The 15,617-nt window shown below is 67.9% G+C and carries 12 protein-coding genes and 1 pseudogene; 2 read left to right on the top strand and 11 right to left on the bottom strand.

What is annotated here, in order from left to right; all coding sequences use genetic code 11:
- The 9 genes from ptlA to gap form a co-directional block, all read right to left on the bottom strand.
- Nucleotides 1–1,014: a pentalenene synthase gene (gene ptlA, locus LJ221_RS01695; RefSeq protein ID WP_241713077.1), complete on the bottom strand. Its 1,014-nt coding sequence runs from the start codon at nt 1,012–1,014 to the stop codon at nt 1–3.
- Between the two features lie 139 nt (nt 1,015–1,153).
- Entirely contained in the window at nt 1,154–2,167 is a 1,014-nt protein-coding gene (locus LJ221_RS01690; protein ID WP_241713076.1) for a polyprenyl synthetase family protein, read from the bottom strand.
- Nucleotides 2,164–3,063 (bottom strand): neopentalenolactone/pentalenolactone F synthase, encoded by a 900-nt coding sequence (gene ptlD, locus LJ221_RS01685; protein WP_241713074.1) that lies wholly within the window; start codon nt 3,061–3,063, stop codon nt 2,164–2,166. Before ptlD ends, LJ221_RS01690 begins: the two co-directional genes overlap by 4 nt.
- Before the next feature lie 31 nt (nt 3,064–3,094).
- The gene (ptlE, locus tag LJ221_RS01680) at nt 3,095–4,909 is read right to left on the bottom strand and encodes a neopentalenolactone/pentalenolactone D synthase (RefSeq protein WP_241713072.1); all 1,815 of its coding nucleotides are present in this window, start codon (nt 4,907–4,909) and stop codon (nt 3,095–3,097) included.
- A complete protein-coding gene (gene ptlF, locus LJ221_RS01675; protein ID WP_308314694.1) occupies nt 4,867–5,667 on the bottom strand; it encodes a 1-deoxy-11-beta-hydroxypentalenate dehydrogenase in 801 nt (266 codons plus the stop codon). Before ptlF ends, ptlE begins: the two co-directional genes overlap by 43 nt.
- Before the next feature lie 129 nt (nt 5,668–5,796).
- Nucleotides 5,797–7,251 carry an MFS transporter gene (locus LJ221_RS01670; RefSeq protein ID WP_241713068.1) on the bottom strand — a complete coding sequence of 485 codons (1,455 nt, stop codon included), beginning with the start codon at nt 7,249–7,251 and terminating at the stop codon, nt 5,797–5,799.
- Nucleotides 7,252–7,309: 58 nt separating this feature from the next.
- On the bottom strand, nt 7,310–8,161 hold the full coding sequence (gene ptlH / locus LJ221_RS01665; protein ID WP_241713067.1) for a 1-deoxypentalenic acid 11-beta-hydroxylase: 852 nt from the start codon (nt 8,159–8,161) through the stop codon (nt 7,310–7,312).
- Nucleotides 8,162–8,296: 135 nt separating this feature from the next.
- Complete coding sequence (gene penM / locus LJ221_RS01660) at nt 8,297–9,493, bottom strand: pentalenolactone synthase (RefSeq protein ID WP_241713065.1); 1,197 nt, start codon at nt 9,491–9,493, stop codon at nt 8,297–8,299.
- A 115-nt stretch (nt 9,494–9,608) separates the two neighbouring features.
- Nucleotides 9,609–10,613: a type I glyceraldehyde-3-phosphate dehydrogenase gene (gene gap, locus LJ221_RS01655; protein ID WP_241713063.1), complete on the bottom strand. Its 1,005-nt coding sequence runs from the start codon at nt 10,611–10,613 to the stop codon at nt 9,609–9,611.
- Nucleotides 10,614–10,750: 137 nt separating this feature from the next.
- Between gap and LJ221_RS01650 the strand changes: the two genes are divergently transcribed.
- Complete coding sequence (locus LJ221_RS01650; protein WP_241713060.1) at nt 10,751–11,212, top strand: MarR family winged helix-turn-helix transcriptional regulator; 462 nt, start codon at nt 10,751–10,753, stop codon at nt 11,210–11,212.
- 212 nt (nt 11,213–11,424) lie between these two features.
- Nucleotides 11,425–11,829, top strand: a pseudogene (locus tag LJ221_RS01645) (transposase); the annotation flags it as partial.
- A 38-nt stretch (nt 11,830–11,867) separates the two neighbouring features.
- Here LJ221_RS01645 and LJ221_RS01640 read toward each other — a convergent pair.
- Nucleotides 11,868–14,528 carry a DEAD/DEAH box helicase gene (locus LJ221_RS01640; RefSeq protein WP_241713058.1) on the bottom strand — a complete coding sequence of 887 codons (2,661 nt, stop codon included), beginning with the start codon at nt 14,526–14,528 and terminating at the stop codon, nt 11,868–11,870.
- Between the two features lie 43 nt (nt 14,529–14,571).
- Nucleotides 14,572–15,021 (bottom strand): hypothetical protein, encoded by a 450-nt coding sequence (locus tag LJ221_RS01635; protein ID WP_241713056.1) that lies wholly within the window; start codon nt 15,019–15,021, stop codon nt 14,572–14,574.
- Nucleotides 15,022–15,617: the final 596 nt, after the last annotated feature.

The following is a 15,617-nucleotide window of genomic DNA, read 5'->3' as shown; positions in this document are numbered from 1 at the left end:
CTAGCGGGCGGTGCTGCCGAGTTCTTCCAGGTAGCCCCGGGCCCCAGCGGCGAGCGCGAACTCGGCGTCGTAGCGGCCGGAGGAGCGGTGCCAGTCGTAGGAACCGCGGATCACAGTGCGCACGGCGTCGTCGCGGTAGCGCTCCAGGGCCTCGCGCTCGGCCTCGTCGAGCCGGTAGATGTCGCCGACCTGCGGCAGGCAGGACTCCAGCAGGAGGTACTGCTCCAGGCGGACACGGACCTCGCTCTGGATGTGGGCGACACTGCGGCCCTTGGACCAGCCGTGCTCCCGGCGCAGGATCATGACCATGTTGTTCTGCTCCCCGCGGGCCTCTTCCTTCTCCAGTGAGGCGATGTCGTTGAGCAGCAGATTGACATCGACGGCGATCTGGAGCATCGCGGAGAGCACGGCACTGTCGAAGACCCGGTGCGGCACCTCGAAGCGGCCCGTACGCTCGGCGAGGTCGACCGTCGGCTGCACCCCGATGGTCTGCCGGCGCACGGCCAGGTACTGGGCGGCGGAGTTGTACGGCGTGTCCCAGAAGCGGCTCTCCGCCTCGTCGACGTAGCCGTCGAAGTAGCTGCGCCAGTGCCGGGCGCTGCGCGCGCACCAGGCGGGTGTCATGCCCTCGCAGGTGCGCCGCCAGATGTCGGCGAAGCCGTGGGCGATGGGGGGCGCGTTGTCGGGGAGGGGGCCGTCCAGCGCCGCCGCAACCGCGTCGGTGAGCTGTTTGGTCTCCTCCGGGTTCTCTCCGCGCGGCCCGTCGAAGAGGTCGTCGAAGAGGAAGAACCACGACATCAGGTCGACGCCCAGGTCCAGGTCGGCGCCGATGGCGTGGGGGTAAAAGCGGGAGGCCAGGTCGGCGTAGCCGCCGCGCAGATGGCGCTCGGCCGCCGCCTCGGACTTGATCAGCCCGAGCGAGCGCGGCCAGACGAGCTGCTTGGCGTCGGCGCGGGCGTGATCCGGGCTCTGCCGACCCGGCAGGGGTATGTGGAAGTCGACATCCTGGGGCATGGGGGAGTCCTTGGGAGTGGATTACGGGGGAGTAGGACGAGGGGGGCAGCGGTCATGGCGGTGCTCTGGCGGGGATGCTGCGCTGATCGGAGGGTCAGAGGCCGGAAAGGGACATACGGGGACGGGGGCCGACCCGGTCTCAGACCTCGCGGTCGACGACGAACCGTCCAAGCGCGAGGAGTTCGTCCCGCGCACCGGATTCCAACTCGACGCCGTGCAGAGCATCCTCGGCCAGCGCCATCCGCCGGGTGGCCTCGGCCAGCGCCCAGTCCCGGCCGCCGGCACCCGCGATCAGGTCGGCCACGCGCCGCAGTTCCTCCTCGCCGGGCTCGCCGGGGGTGGTGAGCCAGGTGGCCAGCTCCACGCTGAGCGGACTGTCCTGGTTGAGTGCGTGACTGACCGGCAGGGACTTCTTTCGGGAACGCAGATCGGAGTGGACCGGCTTACCGGTGACGGCCGGATCACCCCAGATGCCGAGAACGTCGTCGACAAGCTGGAAGGCCAGGCCCACCTGGTCGCCGTAGAGCGCCAGCGCGTCCACCGTCGCCTCCGGTGCCCCGGCGAGGACGGCGCCGATCGCGGCGCTCGCCGACAGCAGCGCGCCGGTCTTGCCAGCGGCCATGTCGACGCAGTCCTCGACCGTGACGTGCGAGTGCTGTTCGAAGGCCAGGTCCAGGACCTGGCCGCGGATCAGATGCCGGGTGGTGCGGGCCAGCAGCCGGGCCGCGGGCGCCGCCGTCGGCAGCCCGGAATCCAGCAGCGTCTCCTGGGCGAGCGCCAGCAACGCGTCACCGGTCAGGATCGCGCTGGAGGTACCCCACAGCTTCCACACCGTGCGCCGGTGACGGCGCTCCTCGTCCTCGTCCATCAGATCGTCGTGGATCAGGGAGAAGTTGTGCACGAGCTCCACAGCGACGGCGCCGGGCAGGGCGACCTCCGGCGATGCGCCGACCGCCTCGGCCGACAGCAGTGCCAGCGCAGGCCGTACGGCCTTGCCCGCGTCGGCGCTGGTGGGCGCTCCTCCGGCGGTGATCCAGCCGAAGTGGTAGGCCGCCTGGTGACGTGAGCGGCGATCGAGCCGGTCCACGGCGGCACGCAGCGCCGGAGTGATCGCGACCCGGCTGTGGCTCAGGCAGGCGGGAGCGGTGCTCATGCGGTGACCTCCGCGCGCCAGGGCTCGGTCGGGTCGTCGAAGATGCTGACGACCTGCCGCATGATGCGCCTCTCGGCCGGATCGAAGGCCTGCTTGGCGTGGACGGTGCCGAGTTGGTCCCACATGACGATGTCCCCGGGCTGCCAGGGGTGTGCGTAGGTGTGCCGGGGCTTGCCCGCGTGCGACAGCAGTTCGTCGAGCAGCTTGCGGCTCTCGTCGGGGGCGAGATCCACGATCCGCTTCGTGTTCAGGGTGCTGACGTAGACCGACTGCCGGCCGGTGCGCGGATTGCGGGCGATCAGCGGGTGGATGGTGGAGGTGCCGTCCTCGGGCTGGATCGGCTCGGTGCCCTCGCCGAGGGACACCTCGCCCTGGAGCTCCTCCTCGATGGTCTCCTCGTACCCGGTGCGCAGCGCGTGACGGACCCGGTAGGAGTGCAGAAGCCTGCGCTCCTCGGGCGACAGCGACTCGTACAGCGCGTACATGTCGGTGAAGAGGGTCTCTCCGCCGCCGGAAAGCGGCACTTCCACGGCCTCCAGGAAACCGACCTGGGAGACGCGGGGGCGGAAGGAGTAGTCGGTGTGCCAGCCCATCCACTCGGCGTCGCCGACGCCGATCTTGCGGCCGTTCTCCACCAGGTTGGAGACAATCAGGATCTCGTTGTGCTCGGGGTGGGTGCCGCTGGTCAGACCGGTCTTCGGGATGTATCCGAAGCGGCGGCCAAAGGCCAGGAACTCCTCATAGGAGGGGGTCTCGTGGCCGCGGAAGACGAGGACGAGATGCGCGTCGAGCGCCGTCCAGATTTCCTCGAACTGAGTCTTGTCCATGTCTCCGGTGACCTGGGCGCCGTGCACGACGGCGCCGAGAGCGGCGCCGGGTATCGGTTTTATGTCCATGGGTATTGACGCCTTTCGCGGAGGGGAGCGGTCAGCGCAGTTCGAGACCGGCGAGATCGCCCGCCTCACGCCAGCTCCTGAGAATTTTCACGAACTCCACCGAGCCGCCGCCGTAACTGGAATTGAGCGCGGGCAGTTCGCCGGGCTTTCCCTCGTTGTTGTAGAGGCCGGGCGTGCAGTTCTCGAGGAAGTCGAGGTCGTTGGAGGCGAGTCGCAGGATCTCCTCACACCATTCTTTCTCGCCCGCCTCTGATGCCTCCACGACCTGATGGCCGCGCTCCTCGACGCACTTGACGATGTGCGCGAGGTGTCGGGTCTGCTCACCCAGCATGTAGGCGATGTTGACGTGCCGACCAGCCTGGACCTTGGACAGGATGAAGCAGTTGGGGAAGCCGTTCACCTGAAGTCCATGGAAAGTACGGGCCCCTTGTGACCATTTCTCCGACAGCTTTATGCCGCCCCGGCCCACGGGGTCATAGCCGGCGCGGTCGGTGTACGGAACGGAGAATTCGTGCTCGAATCCGGTGGCGAAGATGAGACAGTCGACCGGGTATTCCCGGCCGTTCGCGACCACCCCGGCCGGTGTGAGCCGCTCCACGCCCTGCCCCTGGGTGTCCACCAGGGTCACATTGGGCCGGTTGAAGGTTTGCAGATAACTGTCGTGGAAGCAGGGACGCTTGCAGTACACGCGGTAGTACGGCTTCAACGCAGCGGCGGTCGCGGGGTCGGTGACGACGCTGTCGATGCGGGCGCGCAGTTCCTCCATCTTGAGGAAGTCCGCCCGCTCGGCCGCCAGAGCCCGCTCCTTCGGGTCGCCCCCGGTGTCGCCGGTGGGCAGGATTGCGGCGGCCAGTTTGGCCGTGGTCTGGGTCCAGCGGTCCCGGACCAGGTCCTCGTCCTGCGGGATGCCGGAGGTCAGCGCGTGGAAGTTCTCCATACGGCGCTGCTGCCAGCCCGGTTCCAGGCTCGCCGCCCAGCCGGGCGGGGTGGGCCGGTTGCCGCGCACGTCGACCGTGGCCGGGGTGCGCTGGAAGAGGTAGAGCTCCTCGGACCACTCGGCGAGGTGCGGGGCGAGCTGGATGGTGGTCGAGCCGGTGCCGATGACGCCAACCTTCTTGTCCCGCAACTTGGTCAGGTCGCCGGTGCTGTCGCCGCCGGTGTAGTCGAAGTCCCAGCGGCTGGCATGGAAGGAGTGCCCGGCGAACGTCTCCAGGCCCGGTAGCCCGGGGAGTTTGGGGCGGTGCATCAGACCGATCGACATGGCCACGTACCGAGCCCGGATCAGATCCCCGCGGTTGGTACTCACCAGCCACTTCCCGACGGCCTCGTCCCAGCACAGCTCGGTGACGGACGTCTGGAAGAGGGCGTCGCGATAGAGGTCGTACTTGCGGGCGATCGCCTGAAGGTGCGCGAAGATCTCAGGTCCGGTCGCGTACTTCTCGGTAGGCACCGTGCCGAGCTCTTCGAGCAGCGGCATGTAAATGTAGCTCTCGACGTCGCACCGGACGCCGGGGAAGCGGTTCCAGTACCAGGTCCCGCCGACATCGCCGGCGGTGTCGATCAGCCGGATGCGGTCCAGGCCGGTCTCCTGGCGCAGATGGGCGCCGGTCAGCAGGCCGCCGATGCCGGCGCCGACGACCGCGACGTCCACCTCGTCGGTGAGCGGCTCGCGCTCATGCCGCTCGGTGTAGGGGTCCTGTGCGTAGCGGCTGAAGTCACCGCGCGCGAACTGGTAGGTGCGGCCGACGTTGCGCTTGTCGCGTTCCTGCCGGTATTTCTCCCTTACCGCTTCCAGGTCGATGGTCAGTGTTTCGTCGCTACGGTCGTCGTTTTCGGTGCGGGCCACAGTTCCTCCTCGGGGGAAGGGGGCGGAAGGGAGACATGACGCCGTACGTCGTCGAACTGGTCGCGCAGCCGCAGCGCGGTGTCGGAGTTGCTGAACAGGTAGAAGCGGTCGGTCCCGAGGGCTTCCCACACGAGTCCGGCGACCTCCTCGGCGCTCACCGTGGTGTCACCGCCCGCGCCGCGCGGGGCCTGAAGGCCCTGAACCATGGGCGTGTCGACCCGGCCGGGACACAACACCGACACCCGGACCGGGGTGCCTTGCAGGTCCGCACGCAGACTGCGGGCGACCGCCAGGTCGGCGTGCTTGGAGGCGGCGTAGGCGGCGCTGCCCGCGCCGACGACGAAGGCGGACATCGAGGCCGTATGGATCAGATGGGCGGGACGGCCGCTGTCGATCAGCCGGGGGACGAAGGCGCGGGCCACCAGGACGTGCGCCCAGTGGTTCACATCGAAGACCCGTCGCATCTCCTCCAGCGGCACCGTCCACAACGGCTGTCCGACCGGTCCGAGGAGCCCGGCGTTGTTGCACACCACATCGACATCGCCGAACCGGTCGAATGCCATGTCCGCGAGCCGTTCGACCGCCTCCGGGTCGGTCAGGTCGGCCGTCACCGCCGTGATCTCCCCGCCCTGTGCGGCGAGTTCGGCGGCCCGGCGGTGTACCCCGTCGCCTTCGACGTCCGTCATGACCACACCGACGCCAGCCCGCACGAAGCGGGAGCTCAGGGCGAGGCCGATGCCACTGGCCGCGCCGGTCACCACAGCTGTCCTTGGTCGTCGTAACTGCACCTGGCTGTCTCCGCTTCTGCTGCCGGCACGCCGAAGGAAGGCGCGCTGTTGCCAAGGAGAAGGTCCGGATCAGATCGCGCCGTTCCAGGGGTGCGGGTGTCAGTTGGGGTCGGGGAGCTTCAGGCTGATCACGAGAACGGTCACTGAGAAACACCCCAACAGGGCGAGAACGAGCACGGTCGCCGACGCCGTCGACAGCGAACCGGCCAGAGAGACATAGAAGGTTCCGCCGACGGTCGCGCCCAGCGCGGTCGCCATCTGCTGGCTGGTCACCAGCACACCGCTGCCCATACCGGCCTGCGTGGGGGGTACGTCGGCGAGGATCATCCGGAACAGCGTCGGACCGGTCAGCGCCGCGCCCACGCCGTAGAAGCCGATCCCGAGGAGCACGAGCGCCAGGGAGGGATGCGGCCAGCCCAGCCAGATCACCAACGCGAGCAGCAGCAGGCCCGCGCTCTGGACGAGGGCGCCCAGGGTGACGATTCGGCCGCCGAGGGCCGCCGCGATCCTCGGGGTGAACAGCGTCACCGCGAAGAACGCCACGGCGAACGGCGCCAGCCCCCCGCCGGATTCGAGCCCGTCGAAGCCGAAGTGCCCCTGTGCGATCAGCGCGTAGACGAACAGGAAGGCACCGAAGCCGGCCGAGAACGGCACCATCGCCGCCAGCCCTCTGCGCATCCCCTGATGGGACAGTACCGACGGGGACAGCAGGGGTGAGCCACCCCGCGCCTCCAGCCCGCGTTCGGCCCGTACCAGCGCCAGCGCCCCCGCCGCGGCGACCGCGAGCAGCGACCACAGCCACAGCGGCCAGTCCAGGTCGGGGCCCGCCACGACCACGGCCAGGACACAGACCATGGTGACACCGAACAGAAAGGTGCCCAGGGGGTCGAAGCCCGGCTTCGCGTCGGCCCTGGTCGCGGGGACGCGCCGGACAGCCAGCAGCGCGGCCACTCCGATCGGCACATTGATCGCGAAGACCGACCGCCAGCCGATACCGGCGATGTCCAGCGAGACCAGCAGCCCGCCCAGGATCTGTCCGATGACCATGCCGAGAGCCGCGGTCGCGCCGTACAGGCCGATCGCCCGGGCGCGTTCCTGGCCCACGGTGGCCGCCTGGATCGTCGCCAGCACCTGCGGTACGAGCATGGCGGCGGCCGCACCCTGCAACAGGCGTGCCGCTACGAGGAACTCGATGGTCGGGGCAAGTCCGCACAGCGCCGAGGTGGCGGTGAATGCCGCGAGCCCATAGGTGTACAGGCGCCGTCTGCCGTAGGCGTCGCCCAGCCGTCCGCCCAGCACCAGGCCGAGGGCGTAGGTGAGGCCGTAGCCGGACACCACCAGTTCCAGTGCGGCGGGGCCGCCGTGGAGGTCGTCACTGATCGAGGCCAGCGCCACATTGACGATGGAGGCGTCCACGATGGACAGGGCGTATCCGATGAGCACCACCATGAGGGCGATGCCGCTGAGCCCCGCGATGGCCGGTTCTGTACCGGCCGGGGGCTCCGGGGGCGCGTTGAGCTCCTTGAGCGGGGGGAGGCCCTCGCGTTTCGTCATGCGCTGCCTACCCAGGCGTTTGTGGGGGGACGGTTGGGGCGGGTGCGGGGTGCCAACGTCACTCGGTGGTGGTGGGGGTGCCGGTGATCTTCGACAGGACTCCCTTGGAGGCGTCCTTCGCGGACTCCGGCCAAGGGGTCAGGGAGTTGAACCCGCGGGGCGAAGAGACGGGCTGGATGCGGGTGTCCATCGACATCCGCATGCCCGCCGGGTTCGCCGAGACGTTGGGGATGGACTTGTGGCACATGAAGGCGTGGAAGATGATCAGGTCGCCCGGTTCCATGGGCGAGAACAGCAGCTGCTCATCCGCGCCGAACTCCTCCGCAGGAATACCGCGCACGGGGTGGCCGAAGCGGCGGAAGTTCGGGGTGACGACATGCTCGCGGGGGCCCTTCTTGTGGCTGCCGTCGGCAACGGCGACGCCGCCTATGCTGCGGGTCGTCGGGAGCAGCGGCACCCAGGCGGTGCGGAAGTCCTTGTTCGGGCCGATGTAGAAGCCGTCCTGGTGGAGCGGCGTCAGGAAGCTCGGCTCCGCGGAGCCCGCGGCGGAGGGGTAGTAGCGGATCGTCGTCGACTTGAAGACGAAGACGGGCTCGCCGAAGACCTTCTCCCAGACCTTGAGGGTCGAGGGGTGGTTCCACAGGTCGTCGTACTTGACGTAGTCGTGCATCGCTACTTCGTCGACCGCATCGAAGGACTCGATGGTGAGGGTGTCGAGCGTGGCGCCGGGGGCGGCGTGACCGAGTGCGATCAGGCCCTCGAGCATCTGCTCGGCGGCGGTCCGCACGAGTTCACGATCCAGAACGCCGCACAGATAGAGGTAGCCGTGCTCGTCGTAGAACCGGTCGAGGGCCTCCCGGTCGTCGAGAAGGGGCGTGCAGTCGACATAGTCACTGAAAGCGTCCGTCATGATTCCTTTTCCTCGTGACTGTGCGTGGGGAAAGGAGCGTCAAACATCCGGGCAGGCCGACGGCTTCGGTCTTACGGTATGTGCCACCTATGACCATGAATGGTGGCCGGCTATATTTCCGCTCGTGCAATGCCACTAGAAGGTAACGGGGATTTCGTCGAACCCGCCGGTGATCCGGTGCTCCTGCCAGCGCAGCGACTCCTCGGGTACCGCGAGCCGCAGGTCTGGCAGTCTGCGGAACAGCCGCTCGAACACGGCGGTCAGCTCGATCCGGGCCAGCACGCGGCCGATGCAGTGCCGGGTGCCGTGCCCGAATGCCATATGCGACTTGGGTTTGTCCCGGGTCAGGTCGAGCACGTCGCTGTCGGGGAACGCCCGGTCGTCGATGTTGGCCGCGCCGATGGCCAGCATCACCGCGTCCCCGGTCCGGATCACTGTCTCGCCGACGGTGATGTCGCTGTGCGCGTAACGGGGTATCAGCGCGTTGGATCCCTTGCCGCCGACAGCCAGGCGCAGGATCTCCTCGACCGCGGCCGGTGCGAGTTCGGGATTCTCGGCCAGCAGGGCACGCTGGGCCGGGTTGCGCAGCAGCAGCAGGGTTCCCATGTCGATGCGCACAATGGTGGTCTCGTAGCCGAACAACAGCACTGCGCAACCAAGTTGGGCAATGTACTCAGTGGACAGTGTGCCGTCTTTCTCGGCGATCAGCTCGGACAGGATGTCGTCGCCCGGATCGGTTCGCTTGCGCACCACCAGTTCCGTCACGTAGTCGACAACCTGTTGAAAGGTGTTCACCGAGTGCTGGCTGTCGCTCTGGTCGAATGTGCCTCTCGCCCACTGCCCGATCCGCTCCCGGTCGGCCAACGGCACGCCGAGTAGATCGCAGACCACCATGGTCGGCAACGGGAACGACAGTGCGCGGTGCAGGTCGGCCGGCGCAGTGCTGGCGGCCAACCGGTCGAGCAGCTCGTCCACGTGTTGCTCGATCCGGGTCTTCATCAGGCGCATCCGGCGCGTGGAGAACCGGGGCACAAGCAGCTCGCGCATCCGCGGATGCTCGGCGGCCTCAGTGCCGTGGTCGTCCCCGGCCATCAGCGCCATCATGGTGCTCCTGGCTGTGCTCTTGACCGCCCGCACCGGCTTGGGATCGCTGAGACCGAGTCGGCGGTCGGAGAGTAGTGCCTTCACCTCGTCGTAGTGGGTGACCAGCCAGGCATCCTCACCGGCGGTCCGCACCCTGGTGATCGGCCCCTCCTGCTGTAGTGCGCGCATCTGGGGCGCGATGCCGAGTATGGATGGGTTATCGAACGGTAACGTCGGAAGTTCCTTCATCTGGTCTGTCCTCGTGACGTCGTGCAGGGGATTCGCCGGGCATCTGGGAACGCCGACGGCATCGGTGGCGTCGGGTGCGCTGCGCGCCGTGTACGGGGATCGGATCGGCGAGAATCTACAAAGACGACCCAATGAGCAGTGCCAGGTCGATAAGGCGGTTTGAGTAGCCCCACTCGTTGTCGTACCAGCCGACGACCTTGACCTGAGGGCCGGACACCTGGGTGAGCCCGGCGTCGAAGACACAGGAGGCCGGGTCGCCCACGATGTCGGTGCTGACCAACGGCGCGTCCACGTAGGACAGCAAGCCCTTGTACGGTCCCGAGGCCGCGGCCGTGTACGCCTCGTTCACCTCGTCCACAGTGGTGCCGCGACGGATGGTGGCTGTGAGGTCGGTGACCGAGCCGGTGGGGACGGGCACTCGCAGGGCGAAGGCGTTCAGCCGGCCGGCGAGTTCCGGCAGGACGAGACCGATGGCCTTGGCAGCGCCGCTGGAGGTGGGCACGATGTTCAGGCCCGCGGCCCGGGCCCGGCGCAGGTCCTTGTGCGGGGCGTCCTGGAGGTTCTGGTCCTGCGTGTAGGCGTGGACCGTGGTCATCATGCCGGAGTCGATGCCGACAGCGTCGTGCAGCACCTTGGCCAGCACGGCGAGACAGTTGGTGGTGCAGGAGGCATTGGAGATGATGGTGTGGCGCTCGGGGTCGTAGGCACCGTCGTTGACACCGAGGACAATGGTGATGTCCTCGCCGCTGGCAGGAGCGGCGATGATGACCTTCTTCGCTCCGCCTTCGACGTGTGAGCGCGCTTTCTCGGCACTTGTGAAGATGCCAGTTGACTCGATCACGATGTCCACTCCCAGGTCGCCCCAGGGCAGGGCGCCGGGGTCGCGCTCGGCGAGGACCTTGATCGTCCGGTCACCTACGCGGATCGCGCCCGGCTCGGCGGTGATCTCCTCGGGGAAGCGACCCAGGATCGAGTCATAAGCGAGCAGATGGGCCATCGTGGGCACGTCGCCCAGGTCGTTGACGGCGACGATCTCCAGCTCCGAAGTCCGCGCGGCCGCCGCACGGAAGACGTTGCGACCGATGCGCCCGAAGCCGTTGATGCCGATTCGCACAGTCATGGGTGTGTTCCTCACCTAGCGCTCTACAAGTCCACTGACGCGTCGTTGCGCCGAGGTGCAATGCAACCGTGCGCCTGGATGAGGCTCCGGCACGCGATCAATCAGGATCTTATATAAGACTGCGATATATTTCCAGGGTGACTTCTACTCAGCGTGCCGACGACAACACCAACTTGAATGTTGATGACCTCACCAGAGCGATCGAGAACTTCAACCGTTACTACATCCGGCTTCCCACGGTGCAGAAGCTGTCGTTCACGACACTGTCCGTGCTGGATACACTGGCCCTCAGCGGTCCGAAACGGCTGACCGAACTCGCCAGAACCGAGCAGATCAGCCAGCCAGGGCTCACTCAGCTGGTCACCCGGCTCGAGCGCGACAATCTCGTGGAACGCCGCCCCGACCCGGCGGACGGACGTGCCGTCCTGGTCCACATCACCGACAGCGGCCGAAAGATCGGCCAGTCTCGGCGCGAGGACCGGGGCCGTCACCTAATCCCGCTGATCGCCCAGTTGACACCCGCGGAACGACAGGCGATCGCAGCGGCGCTGCCCGCCCTGACCCGCCTAGCGGAACTCGGGGCCGAGGCCGGACGGTAGGGCCCATCCATTCCTGGAACGTGTCGACCGTACCCACAGACCGACGACGAGAGACTGCTGTCCCTTGCGTCGTACGCCGCGCCGCCATGGTCAAGCGCGGCGTCTGCGCGGCCCTACGGATCTTGGCGGGCCTGCCCCTGCGCTGGTGGGACATGGAGAAGCAGGAACTCGTCGAGCAGAAGACCGACTGGCGGGGCTCCACCTACAACGCGATGCTCCGCAGCGCCGTCCGGCACGGCTGGAAGGCCAAGGCCCCAGGCAAGGAGAAGAAGACCCCGTCGGCGCAGGAGGCCCTGCGGCTTCGGGCGGTGGCTGCGTTGGTGGCGGGCCGGGACCGCAGGGAGGTGGCGGCGGTGTTCGGGGTGTCGTTGAAGGCCGTCGACGGGTGGTGGGCGAAGTGGCAGCTCGGTGGCCGGGAGGCGCTGGTGATGCGGCCGCGTGGCAAGCCGGTCGGTGTGCACCAGGTACTCGGGGAGGCCGAGCAGGCCGCCGTGCGGCAGGCGGTCCTCGATCACCGGCCCTGCGAGGTGGGGCTGAGTGGGCAGTTGTGGACGCGTCGGCTGGTGGGTGAGCTGATCGTGAAGCTGTATCGGGTGCGTCTGACCGAGCCGGGTGTGCCCGAAGTTGAGGTTCCCCCTGTCGACCGGACAGGGCATCATGCCCAGTCGATGCCCAGTTTCGCGAGTGCTGTACGTTGGTTCTGGGTGAGTTTGTCGCGTCTGGTTTTGGTGTTGGTGAGCCATACGCCGAGCTTGACGGTCACGGGTTCCGTCTCACCCTCGACCGCGATTTCCTCCCCGTGGGCCCTTGGGACCGGTCGGTGGGGGCCTTCTCGTTCGATCCATTGCGTGAGGGCGGTCAGTCCCTGCTGGAACGCCTGCTGCGTTTTGCCGTGGTCCTTGGTGGCACTCTTGGCTGCTGGGGCGGGAGACGGTGCCTGGGTGGGTTGTACGCCCAGCACGGTCAGTCGTTTCTGCTGTTCGGGGAGGAGCTGCGTCCAGGTGCCGGGGTTCTTCTGCTGCTGGATCCAGCGGCCCAGATCATCGCCCTCGAACAGCACGCCGGGCTGGATCTCGGGCAGGTGCCCGTCGGCGGCGAGGTCGCGGAGTACTGCGTAGTGGCGTTGCCAGTTGAGGGGCCAGGGGCAGTTCCAGTCGGGGTCGATCGCGGCGAGCTGCTGGGTGCGCTGCGTGGCTCGTTTTGGGTTTTTGCCGAGGCCGTTTTTGCGGCGGAGGTTGGCCATGTACTGTCCGACGGGCGCCATTGCCCCGCCCTCGCCCCATACGGCGTCCTGCCGGGGTGCGAGGTGCCTGGTCGCCCGCCGGTAGGAGCGCAGGGCGGCGAGTTTGTTTTCCCAGGCTTCCTCGCCGGGCTCCCACACCATTCCGGCCTCGGGTGCGTCCAGCAGCGTCTTGCGCCGTTCCTGAAGCTCCCCGGTCCGTAGCGCTTTGCGCTGCTGGTGGACCCATCGTCCGAGCGGAAACGCCTTGGTCGCTTCTACTTCGATCTCGACGTCGTACGGGACGGCGTAGAGCCCGGTGATTTCGTTCTCCTTCCGCCAGCGCAGCAGCGCCTGGTAGCCCTCCAGCCAGACCAGGGATTCGGGCCGGTAGATGCGGGTGCGGAGGAAGGCTGCGATTGTCGCCGGGGCGCGCGGGCTGGAGAAATGCAGCAGGGCTGCTTCGGCAGCGGTGTCGGTGTCGTTGTGCTTCTGGTTCTTGTCGTCGCTCTCGCTGCCGGTGCCGGTGATCCGCCCGTGTTCGTCACGCCGGACGTGGACTGTGCGCTTGCCGCTGGTGAGCGCACGCGAGGCGAGCTGCTCGACGAGGTGTTCCGAGTGTGAGCGCAGGCCCTGGAGTACGGCCACGAGTGGCTTGAAGCTGGCGGAGGCGATCATGTCGGTGGGGTCTTCGCCGGGTTTGAGGAAGATCGGCACGATGATGCGGGCGGTCTTGGTGGTGCCGTCGGGGTTGGGGCGGAGTGCGCGGCCGATGTTCTGGACGATCTCGATCTGGGAGGTGCGGGTGTCGGCGAAGCAGACGGCCTCGATTCCCCGCTCGCCGGTGATGTCCACGCCTTCCCCGAGCACTCGAACGGACGCGAGGAACGCCCGGTGCACGCGCCGGTTGTTCGCGTCGATGCCGTTCGCGAACTGGCGCAGGACTTCGCGTCGTTCGGAGACGAGGTGATCGCCGCACAGCCACGCCGCCCAGACACGTTCCGGGGGTACGTGGCGGCCGGGCTCGAGGTCGTAGAACCCGGCGTCGATCGAGGATCTGGGTAGCTTGTCGGCGGCGGCCAGGTCGGCGTCCGTGGCGTCGTTGATATACAGCGCGGCGGCGGTCTCGGGGAGCTTCTCCGCGAACGCGGCCGCTTCCTCGACCTTCTGGTGGAATGTCATGACCGTGCGCAGGTTGTAGGCGGCGGCGTGTTCCAGGAGCGCGGTCTGCAGAAGCGCCAGGCGCCGGCCGCGCCGCGCTTCCTCGGTCTCCCCGAGGCCGGGGGAGGGGTCGCGGATCTCCAGGACGTTGATCTCGAATGGGGCGAGGATCTCGCGCTCGATCGCCTCTGAGAGTCCGAGTTCGGCGATCCATGGCCCGTAGGTGGCGGAGTCCTGGCCCATCGACGCGAGTTCCACCTCCTGGTCGTCCGCGCCCCTTCGGGGCTGGGGCGCAGCCAGGATGCGGGGGGTGGCGGTGAGGTGGAGCCGGAAGTCCGCCGGGATCCGGGCGTTGTCGTGGATCGCCGCCCACGGCCGGCCAAGATCACCGGCAGTTCCATGGGCTTCGTCCACGATGGCGAGGTCGAAGCCTGTCATCTGTTGTCCGTAGAGCCGCGCCCCGCCCGCCAGGGCGGCCTCCAGTGGCCCACGAACCTTCCTCTGACCCGTCGGGTCATCCGGGTCCTCGCGGTCCACCAGCGAGGCGTAGGTGGCCAGCACGACGACTGGCCCGTGTCCGGCCCGCAGGGCGAGCTGGATCGGGTTGGTGGTGGCGCGCACGCTCAGTTCGTTCAGTACCGCGTCGCCTTCCAGGGAGCACACCGCGACCATCGGCCCACGGTGACCGACGCTCCGCCAGGCCTGGGCGGTCTGCACGAGCAGGTCGAGGGTTGGCACCATGACGAGGATCCGGCCGTGGGGGAAGCATTCCAGTGCGCACGCGGCGGCCGTGATGGTCTTGCCCGATCCGGTCGCGGACACGATCGTGGCCCGCGCTCCCTCCGGAGGCACAGGTGATCTTGCAGGGAATCCCACCCATTTCCGGAAAGCTGTTTTCTGGGCAATCTGGTGTTCCCGAAGCTGAATACCCAGCATTCTCACCTCTTCTCTACGCCTTCTTTTTCACTCACCGCGGGAGTCACTGGGACGGTGTGAAGGGAAGCACGGAAACCGTACCGTCTTCACCTATCACTGTTCTCTCGGCGAGCTGGGCCAGGACCACAGAGGGAGGTAGTCCCGTCCGGTAGGCCACCGTTTGGAGCAGTCGGCCGGCTGCGGCGGACAGCCAGACCTCCGCACGCAGCTCATCCGCTTCCTCCCGCCCCCGCTCCTCGGAAGCGGCTTGTGGCGTAAGCGCGCCCGTAAGCCGTTGCTCACGCTCGCGAGCCCAAACCGAGCCCTGAGCGTCCTGCTCCGGCTCGTACATGCTCCAACCGAGTGCGGTCATCAAGTCTCTGACGCGCTGCCACTCAGCATGCTTGGCAAGCCAGATGACAGCCAACCGCTCCCGGTCCATCTCGAACTTGTAGAAGGAGCCGTTCCCCCTCAGCCGCTCCGCGGTTTCCCGCTCACGGACGGCGGCCTCCACGACTTTCTCCGCAACTGCGGCGGCATTCAAGCCACTGGCCTGACGCCGAACCTGATCCCGTGCCACGTCCTGAGCACTCCACATGCATTTTCCTTTTCCGGAAGGCGCGGACATATCAGCCCGCATCAGATGATCGAGGAGAGGTCTTATGCTTCCGCCAAGACTACATGTGCATCAAATCAGGAAAAGCCGCTACGCCGATATCCGCCCCGATCGATCCACCCCCTCCCATAGCCGGCCTGGCCCACGCGGCGGGCCCAACCCCCACTCACCCGCTGACGGCCACCTACCCCAGCCACCCTCACCCGAGTGGCCGCCGAGGGTGGAGCGCAGCGGAACCCTCTCGGCCCGCAACGCGGGCCCCGGCCCGCAGCGCCGCCTTTCGGCTCCCGCAGCGAAGCGGAGAGAGCCGCCCGTGCACAAGCACGGCGCCGAAGCGCAGCGAAGGCGGCCCTCACGCTGAGCGCAGCGAGGCGTGCCCCGTTCAAACGAAGCGAACAGGACACGGCCGTAGCGAAGCGAAGGCCCGACGCGAAGCGTCGAACGGCGAGCGCAGCGAGCCACAACCGCGGCGCGCAGCGCCGCGGTTCGCTGCT

It is taken from the genome of Streptomyces sp. CNQ085 (assembly GCF_022614595.1).
In the GTDB taxonomy this organism is placed as follows: Bacteria; Actinomycetota; Actinomycetes; order Streptomycetales; family Streptomycetaceae; genus Streptomyces.
The sequence above is the reverse complement of the archived record's forward strand: the minus strand, read 5'-3'. Positions and strand labels throughout refer to the sequence as shown.